Here is a 6,556-nt window from a genome sequence, read left to right on the forward strand (position 1 = left end):
CTCTCCTGCTGATGCGTCGTGGTGTCCATCCTCGTCGTGGGTCAGCGGAGGTCGAGCTCGACGCTGTCGGCCTCGAGGTCGGGGATGGTCTGGGCAGGGTGGCTGAACGTGACAGCCGGGCCGTGGACGATTACACGGTCGCCGCGGTGGGTCGTCAGCCGGAGCATCTCGGCGAGGATCCCGTTGGCGTGGACGTTGTATGAGCCGGCGTCGGTCTCGACGCGGAACCCTACGCGCGCCTGACGGTCGGTGAGTCGGCGGACGAGGGTGAGCGGTGTGCGGACGGTTCCTGCGATGGTGACCGCGGTGCCCGTGGGGGCTGCGGCCTGGGTGATGGTCATGGCCTGTCTCCTCAATCAAATAGTGAATGTGACATTCACTGACTATACGCCTGCGAGTCTGGTAGGGGAACCCCCGTGCCTGACTGTGCCGCAGGCCCTTCTTGCTGGGTATAGGCCGGTCTTGGCGCTGTTCGCGGACACCCGAGTTGCGAAGATCGGTGAGGTTAGTCGTCGATGCTGCTGTCGGGTTCGTCACACGCGCCACTGTTGATGGCATCGACGCCGGCTTTCGTGAGCACCCAGCCGGGTTCGACCCATGAGTAGCGCTCGATCAGACCGCGCCTGCGGAGAGACTGGATGGTGCCACCGGGAATCCCCAGGCCTGTCGTATCGAGGTAGCTGGCGCCACCGGAGGGGGACCGGCCATCGGCGATCATCCGCATGGTGACCCGCTGCGACCAGTTCAACGGCGGGGCCTTCTTGCGGCGGTTGAGCTGTCGATGTCAGGCGGAACGTGCGAGCTGCGCAGCGGAGGCGGTCGGCTGCAGCGCGAGGAGCCGCTGCGCCTTCGCTGCTTCGATCTCGCCCGGCAGCTCTCCCTTACGAGCGCCGGAGCGGCCGTAGAGAAGGACTTTCACGCCGGTCTTGGAGGCCTGCGCTCGGTCGGCGATCTCGAGGATGGTCATGCCGGAGGCCATCAGTTGTCGGACGTGCCGGCGAACGGGGTCAGCGGGCACGCGCGGGGCCTGCGGGGCGATGCCGGCTTCCCGCCGCCGGCGTCGCTCTTCGGTCAGCGATGCGTCGGCGCAGGAGATCTCGGCAGGGCATTGATCTCGGTCCTTGCAGCCGAGCTGGTAGCCGTAGGCGGTCCCGTGGTGTTCGGCCGGGATGCTCTGTTCCTTCCGGTTTGCCATCCACTGCCGGTGATACTCGCGGCCCGCCTCGATGCACTCCGGTCGATCGCAGCCACGCGCCCGGCAGGCGTTGGTGCCGTGCGGCTGCAGCTGCCGCGGTCGGGAGACGCGAGGGGCCCGCGGGGTCTGCGGCCGCGGCATCCGCGGCCTGGCCGGCGGTGCCGGGCGATCATGCTTCGCGAGCTCGTCGACTGCTGCCTGATGCCTGGCGGTGGCGTCCTGCAGAGCACGCTCGATCACGCCGCCGACCGATAGGCCGCTTCCGGCGGCGATGGTGGCCGTCTTGAGCGTCTCGACCGCGGAACGCAGCTGGACGCGCAGATCCCGGTGGTCGCTGCGCCACTGTGCGAGCTCGTCGACGTGACGATCCAGCGCTGCTTCGTAGCCGTCGACCGTCTCCGCGAACGTGCTGGCACGCTCGACGGGGAGCGTCTCGGCCGCGAGGCGGGCCTTGTCGATCCACTGATAGCCAGGATGCGTGCGCGTCCTCAGCAACGTCGGTCGCGGGGTCGCGATCCTCAGCGGCGCCGTCTTCGGCGGGCGGGCGGGCCGTGCTGTCGGTGTGCGCTTCGAGGCCTGCTTGGGTCGGCGGGGCTGCGTGGCTTCGGCCGCGGCCCGGCGCTCTTCTCGAGCGGCGATCTTGTCACGCTGCCGGGACTGGTCGCGTGCGGCTGCGTCGCGCTCGAGGATCTCCGCAAGGGGCGTGCCGGCGTCGATGAGCTTCGCGAAGGAGAAGTCGCCGGCATAGCGGGTGTGGATGGTGCGGCAGGGGATGAGCGCGGGGCACGCTGCAGTGCGGCATCCGCGGCGGTACCCGTCCGGGGTGCCGTGCGGGAAGCTGTCGTCGAGCAGGTCGAGGGTGGACATCACGTTCGGCCTCAGTAGCGCAGGAGCTTCGCGGTGACGAGCGACAACAGCGCCGCCCGTTGCGGAGAGTTGAGGCGGGAGAAGTGCGCGCCCAGGGTGTCCAGTGCTGCGGTGAACTCGGCAGGCAGCCCGTCGAGATCCCGCTTGACGCGCCGCTCGTTCGCGTCGCGCTGCGCCTCGGCCTGATCGGTCACACGCCACTCGTCGGTGGCCGCGCGGTCGGCATAGGCGCCCGTGATCCGTGGCGCATGCAGCCCGCGGGTGTAGAGCGAGTTCGGCTCGTCGATCGGGCGAGTGATCGTGATGATCGCGCCGACCGGCGCCGACGTGTACGGCTTGTACGAGCCGAGCTCCTTGTCGGAGATCTCGCCGTCGACGAGCGTGCGGTACCAGTGCGCGAGCTTGCCATTGCCCGCCTGCCTGCGCCCGACGTAGACGACATCCTCAGTGACGGTCTCTGCCGATTCGCTCATGGGCGATCTCCTCAATCAATCAGAAAGTAGTGAATGTGACATTCACTGATACTAGAGAGGTTGCAGCGTTCTCGCAACCGTCGTCGTCGTCGTCGCCGAAAGTCGAGAGCGCTGCCTGTCGGCGGGCACGGTGCGCATGGGCTCATCACGAGGCGCTTCGATCTCGAAGCCGCACGCGCCGCAGCTGTGCAGTCCGACGCCATCGACGTCGTCGGATGGGATGTACATGGTGGTGGGCTCTTCGCACATCAGGCAGCGCATGGTGATCTCCGATCGTGTGGTCAGGCGGTAGCCGCCGGGGTGATCTGCTCGACGGTGGCTGAGTAGCCGCGGTGGGAACCCCAGGCGGCGGCGATGCGGTCGGCGACGTCGCGGTCTTCGCCGAGGTAGGGGCGGTATCGCTTGCCTCGCGGGTCGGTGATGACGACCTGGACGACGCCGGAGGGCTCGCGCACGGTGACTCGGGCAGCAGGGATTGGGTGGGCGTGGACGCGGCCGGCGATGATGAAGGTCGGGTACAGATCGCGTGCGAGCTCGGGGGAGCGGAACACGTCGTGGACCCATGCCGTGATGGCGATCGCGCCGGCAGGACTGAACCCGATGAGGCGGGCGGGGAGCTGCTCGAGCCCGGAGCGGACGAAGTAGTGCTCGTCGACGAGTATCGGCGCCGGCGGATGCAGAGACCGCTCGTCGTGGGCGGGGTAGATCGTCAGGCTGGTGCGGCTGTTCATGAGGCGCTCGTTCATGCGGTGCGGCGGATGCCTACGGCGATGATGTGCGCCTTGGTGGGACGGGAGTAGAAGCCGAAGCTGTCGTCGTCGTCCGAGGCGGAGACGGTTGCGGTGAATGCGACGACGTCGCCGCGCGTCGCGGAGGAGATCTCGGAGGGCTTGGTGCCCCACACGCGCCAGCCTTCGCCCTGGACGAGGATCTTGACGGTGATGCCCCACTGGGTGTCGGTGGTCTTGGTTGCGAGGATCTCACCCTGGATGAGGGTGCGTCCCGTGGGGACGGGGCGGCGCGCTGCCAGCTCGCGCTCGAGCTGCTCGAGCAGCTCGTGGGCAGTGCGGACCTCATCGGCGTCGAGGGTGCCGGTGGAGTCCTCGAGCGAGTCGAGGAGGTAGCCGATCTTCTCGCGCAGCGGGTTGCCCTCCCGGATGCTCAGATGAGCTTCGGTGAGCTGGTCGCGCAGGCCGGGGTGCTCGGCCTCGAAGGCAGCGCGACGGGCGGTGATCGCGCGCGTCGTGTCGATGTGCTCGGCGTGCGCCTTCGCGTGGGCGCGGGCGGTGGCGCGAGCGCTGCTGACGAGCCGGCTGCGAGTGCCGGTGCCGTGGCAGTCGAAGCAGATCGGGCGACCGTGGCCATCGGTGAAGTGGGTGGGCCCGGTGTACAGGCCGGTGCCGATGCACTTGCCGCAGGTGTCGGTGATCCGCTCGGAGCCCTTGCGGCCGGGGAAGGGGTCGACGTAGAAGTCGTGCCAGTCTGCCGGTGCGGTGGTGTCGATGCTGTCCATGGGATCCTCCGATGCGTCTGTGGGTATAGGCCGCGGATCGTTCTCTTCGCGGACATGAAGGGGAAGGTGCGGGGGCGGCTATGTCACGGAGCCGCCCCCGCGGCGGCGACCTGGTTGGGAGGACGGCGGTCGCCGTGAGGGACGGAGCGAAGAGCGCGGCGAGCGCTCGTCAGGCTGCGGTGTGGCGCCTGTCCCTGGGAGGGGAACGGCGTTGCGCGGTTCCCCTGGCTGTGGGTCTGTGGGGTCTCCCTCTACTCAGTTAGTAGTGAATGTGACATTCACAGAGTAGGGGGTTTCTGCGTGCGGGTCAAGCGTCGATCTTGTAGGGATCTTTCTGAAATGTCCATTTCGCAGTTGAAATGTCCACGCGATGTCCATATGGACATTTCGGACGCCGGCCGACCGTCGCGATCATGTGGGCGGCGGTTTCACAGCGCCTCAGCTTCTCTGCTGGATCGCGGCTAGCGCCCGGGTATTGTCGGCACGATGCCGTTGCCGCGTATCCGTTGTTGAAGGGGTGAGTATGTCTGCTGTTGTTGCGCGACTTGACGTGGACCTCACGGATATTGAGTGCATTGTGAAGGTCACGCGGCCACTGGTCGGAGTACCGGACTCCGTGAACTGGACGGAGTTGCCGTCGGGCGTCGCGAAGATCTCCGCTGACGCGACGTTGTACATCTTCGATGACGACGACGAGGGGGAGCCGGAGCGTCGTGTCATCGCGCGCGCTACTGCGTACACCGTCGACCTCGACCGGGTGGGTGACGTCGTTGACGTGTTCGATCAAGTAGGCGGCGAAGCATTCGAGATCACCGAGTCGATTCTCGGTGATGAGAACGTCTTCGAGTGGCTCGACTCCCGCGATCCGCTGGTTGGCGAGCAGGTGTCGCAGCTCGTGATCGTCGAGGGCGTCTTTGTGGAGCCACCGTACCGGGGTCAGCGCCTTGGTCCACGTCTGCTCACGACGCTGGTGGAGACGGTGACCGGCACGGGGAGGGAGACTCTCATCGTTCTCCGCGCGCAACCGGTGCCGTGGGAGCACCTGTCCGAGATCGAGTTTCGGCGCTCCCGAAAGAAGGTCGCTGCGTCGTACGAAAGCGTCGGGTTTGCGCACTTCCGGGACAACATCTATTGGCGTCACAACGCGTTCGTCGGGACCGAGAACCTCGAGGCGTGAGTCACGCCCCCGGGTATTTGGGAACCTTCAGGTCGACCTCCCCGGCCAGGTGGCGAGCGTCGTCGGGCGGGTCCAGTTGCGGCGGGCGGTGCGCTCCGTGGTGAGATCGTGCGGAGCGGCAACGATCCACACGGTCGCTTCCCGCGTCGATCAGATCCGACGAGCCCTCACTGACTATCACCACGATGGCTCACCAACGTCTACGACGAAGACAACCCGGCCGGATCCTCCACCACACCAGGGGACAGGACCATCAATCAAGAAGGGTTTCTCATGCAGTCAGCGCCTCGAGGATGAGACCGCGCACGTGATCAAAGTCGAGGTCGGCCGGAAGCTGGAGCCACGCGTTCTTCTGACCCTTGTAGTGTGTCCCGACGCCGGCGTCAACGAGAGCCGCCGTGCGCATTGGGTCAAGCTTCACCACCACCTGCCCGCCGCTGGTCATGGCGCGCACGGCGCCACTGCTGCTTCCCGAGACGATGAGACTGCCGCGGTGGTTCCGTGACACACCGTCAAGCGCAGTCATCTCGTGAGCGATCGTGTCGAACACTTCATCCCCAGTCATCACGGTTCTCCCTTCATGCGCGGTCGACGACCCCAAAGCGATCCCTACAGGTGGCCCTCAGAAGAAGTGTCCCACTCAGGCTCCTTCACGCGGAAGACCACGGCGCGCAACGCTTCGGGCGCAGAGCTGCGGATCAAGGCCGCCGGGTTACCGGCTCGCAAAACGTTGGAGGACTTCGATTGGGATGCGCAGCGGAGGGCGCTCGCAGACCAGTTCTGACGACCGACAGCAGTTCATCGTCAGCCGGTTCCTACAGATGTCACGCTCCGAGTTGTCCATTTCGCAGGGGAGATGTCTACGCGATGTCCATATGGACCTTTCGGGGCATTGGGGCGAGTCGCTTCGGTGGGATTCGCAAAAAACGTCGAGACGCCGACTGACCGGCGCTCGTAGATTCGAAGCGTGTCCTCAGTCGTCCTTCCACTCACCGCTCAGCGGCATGCGGAACGTGTGAGCCGGGCACTTCACTGGATGGAGGAGCGTCTCGAGGAGCCGGTGACCCTCGCCGAGATCGCGGCGGTCGCTGGTCTTTCGCCGCATCACTTTCACCGCGTCTTCCGTGCGGTCGTGGGTGAGAACCCGAAAGCGCACCTGCGCCGGTTGCGGCTTGAGCGAGCGGTCTACCGACTCAAAGTCAGTACGGACACGGTGCTGCACATCGCGTTGGAATCGGCCGCGTCCGTTTGAGTGGTGGTCTTTCGCTTCGTTGCGATGATCAGCTGTCGTTAGTTTAGGCGGCGGTGATCTCGGGGAGTATCACCGCCTC

The 6,556-nt window shown here is 66.4% G+C and carries 9 protein-coding genes; 2 read left to right on the forward strand and 7 right to left on the reverse strand.

Annotated features, from left to right (window positions below; all coding sequences use genetic code 11):
• Window positions 1-41: 41 nt before the first annotated feature.
• The 6 genes from AB0300_RS17610 to AB0300_RS17635 form a co-directional block, all read right to left on the reverse strand.
• Entirely contained in the window at window positions 42-341 is a 300-nt protein-coding gene (locus AB0300_RS17610; protein WP_062633405.1) for a hypothetical protein, read from the reverse strand.
• Between the two features lie 164 nt (window positions 342-505).
• Window positions 506-748 (reverse strand): hypothetical protein, encoded by a 243-nt coding sequence (locus AB0300_RS17615; protein WP_005051904.1) that lies wholly within the window; start codon window positions 746-748, stop codon window positions 506-508.
• A gap of 36 nt (window positions 749-784) precedes the next feature.
• Complete coding sequence (locus AB0300_RS17620; protein ID WP_005051902.1) at window positions 785-2,062, reverse strand: hypothetical protein; 1,278 nt, start codon at window positions 2,060-2,062, stop codon at window positions 785-787.
• 11 nt (window positions 2,063-2,073) lie between these two features.
• A complete protein-coding gene (locus AB0300_RS17625) occupies window positions 2,074-2,535 on the reverse strand; it encodes a hypothetical protein (protein ID WP_005051901.1) in 462 nt (153 codons plus the stop codon).
• Window positions 2,536-2,816: 281 nt separating this feature from the next.
• A complete protein-coding gene (locus AB0300_RS17630) occupies window positions 2,817-3,266 on the reverse strand; it encodes a hypothetical protein (protein ID WP_062633397.1) in 450 nt (149 codons plus the stop codon).
• Between the two features lie 11 nt (window positions 3,267-3,277).
• Window positions 3,278-4,048: a hypothetical protein gene (locus tag AB0300_RS17635; RefSeq protein WP_217316627.1), complete on the reverse strand. Its 771-nt coding sequence runs from the start codon at window positions 4,046-4,048 to the stop codon at window positions 3,278-3,280.
• A 523-nt stretch (window positions 4,049-4,571) separates the two neighbouring features.
• Here AB0300_RS17635 and AB0300_RS17640 point away from each other — a divergent pair.
• The gene (locus AB0300_RS17640) at window positions 4,572-5,225 is read left to right on the forward strand and encodes a GNAT family N-acetyltransferase (RefSeq protein ID WP_005055300.1); all 654 of its coding nucleotides are present in this window, start codon (window positions 4,572-4,574) and stop codon (window positions 5,223-5,225) included.
• A 271-nt stretch (window positions 5,226-5,496) separates the two neighbouring features.
• Here AB0300_RS17640 and AB0300_RS17645 read toward each other — a convergent pair whose 3' ends face one another.
• On the reverse strand, window positions 5,497-5,790 hold the full coding sequence (locus AB0300_RS17645; RefSeq protein WP_005055297.1) for a hypothetical protein: 294 nt from the start codon (window positions 5,788-5,790) through the stop codon (window positions 5,497-5,499).
• Between the two features lie 402 nt (window positions 5,791-6,192).
• On the opposite strand from AB0300_RS17645, the gene AB0300_RS17650 reads away from it, so the two are divergent.
• A complete protein-coding gene (locus AB0300_RS17650; protein WP_139833211.1) occupies window positions 6,193-6,477 on the forward strand; it encodes an AraC family transcriptional regulator in 285 nt (94 codons plus the stop codon).
• Window positions 6,478-6,556: the final 79 nt, after the last annotated feature.

Source organism: Microbacterium sp. NPDC078814 (assembly GCF_040702645.1).
GTDB lineage: Bacteria > Actinomycetota > Actinomycetes > Actinomycetales > Microbacteriaceae > Microbacterium.

Coding starts and splice junctions, on each gene's coding strand:
- AB0300_RS17610 (WP_062633405.1), bottom strand. CDS start 341: ATGACCATCACCCAGGCCGCAGCCCCCACGGGCACCGCGGTCACCATC.
- AB0300_RS17620 (WP_005051902.1), bottom strand. CDS start 2,062: ATGTCCACCCTCGACCTGCTCGACGACAGCTTCCCGCACGGCACCCCG.
- AB0300_RS17625 (WP_005051901.1), bottom strand. CDS start 2,535: ATGAGCGAATCGGCAGAGACCGTCACTGAGGATGTCGTCTACGTCGGG.
- AB0300_RS17630 (WP_062633397.1), bottom strand. CDS start 3,266: ATGAACAGCCGCACCAGCCTGACGATCTACCCCGCCCACGACGAGCGG.
- AB0300_RS17635 (WP_217316627.1), bottom strand. CDS start 4,048: ATGGACAGCATCGACACCACCGCACCGGCAGACTGGCACGACTTCTAC.
- AB0300_RS17640 (WP_005055300.1), top strand. CDS start 4,572: ATGTCTGCTGTTGTTGCGCGACTTGACGTGGACCTCACGGATATTGAG.
- AB0300_RS17645 (WP_005055297.1), bottom strand. CDS start 5,790: ATGACTGGGGATGAAGTGTTCGACACGATCGCTCACGAGATGACTGCG.